This window comes from Caldimonas tepidiphila (assembly GCF_003569765.1).
Lineage (GTDB): Bacteria > Pseudomonadota > Gammaproteobacteria > Burkholderiales > Burkholderiaceae_C > Caldimonas > Caldimonas tepidiphila.
Window position 1 is genome coordinate 1 of sequence record NZ_QXMG01000163.1, and the last position, 1,197, is coordinate 1,197.

Annotated in this window: 1 protein-coding gene; it reads right to left on the bottom strand. The window is 71.8% G+C overall.

Going from position 1 to position 1,197, the window contains the following annotated elements:
- Positions 1-32: 32 nt before the first annotated feature.
- Positions 33-1,197: IS66 family transposase (gene tnpC, locus D3A59_RS24885; protein ID WP_119157978.1), on the bottom strand; the 1,165-nt coding region annotated here is incomplete at its 5' end.

The window sequence follows — 1,197 nt, forward strand, 5'->3', positions numbered from 1 at the left end:
GTACGTATTCAGCCGGGGTGCTGAACTGAGGATCAGCCGGCGGGCTGGGGCAGGAGGCTGGGCGGGGTGAGCTTGGAGATCCACGCGGTGACGGCCGAGACCAGGTACTGCAGGAGGTCCCGGTTCTGACGGCGGCAGCTCTCGTGCGCGGTGAAGCCGCGAGAGAGGAACTCGTCGCCGCGCTTGGACCTCGTGGGGCCGGAGATCTTGCGCTTGACGACGACGGCACGCAGCGCGCGTTCGGCATCGTTGTTGGTCGGGGCCACCTCGGGGCAACGCAGGAATGTCCACAGCGAGGGCCACCACTTGAGCAGTTCGGCGCAGGTCGCGGCGGTGCGCCGGCAGGCGGTCTGCGCGACGCCGCGCTGCAGCGTCTGGCGCAGCCGGCGCTGCAGTGGCGCGAACTCCTGGGGAGCACGGCCCTGTTGCCGCCATCGGAACAGCACATGGCCCGTGGCGAGCAGCCAGCGTCCGACGACCCCGGGTGCGCCTTGCCGCTCGGCGATGCGGCGGAAGTCGCGCAGCAGGTGCGCCCAGCACAGCTGCCGCTGCCCGGCCGGAATGTGCGCGTAGCCGGCATAGCGGTCGGAGCTCACAATGCCGCGGGGCTGTGCCCCAAGCAGGCTGTGGATGACGTAGCGGGCACGCGAGGGCAGCACGCTGAAGACAGCCAGCCGCGGCTGCACCAGCGCCCACACCCAGTGGCTGCGCTGGCCCTCGCGCCCGTAGCTCGTCTCGTCCATATGCTTGAGCGGCGCGGCCGCCAGGCTGCGCACCGCCTCGTCCACCGGCGCCTTGAGCGCGGCACCGACCAGGCCGTGGGCTTGGGAGACGGCGCCAATGCTGAAGCGCAGCCCCATCACGTCAGCGAGCAACTCGCGGATCTTGTGCTGGCTCATCTGGTAGCGCGTGGCCAGCGTCCCGATGAGCGCGAGTGCGCGCGGCCCGAGCTGTCCAGTGGGCACGCCCGCGGGCAGCACCGCGCGGTGCCGGCGGCCGCAGCCGCTACAGCGCCCGCCGTGCAGCCGGTATTCCTCCACCCGTGCCTTGAGTGGCGGCACCTCGAACACCTGGTGGCGCAGTACCCGGCCTTCGGCCAGCACCGGCGCGCCGCACTCGCACACCGCCCTGACCTGGCAGTCGACGACCTCGTCGACCTCGGCCTCGTCGAGCAGCGCCCGGAAGCTCCCCTTGTGG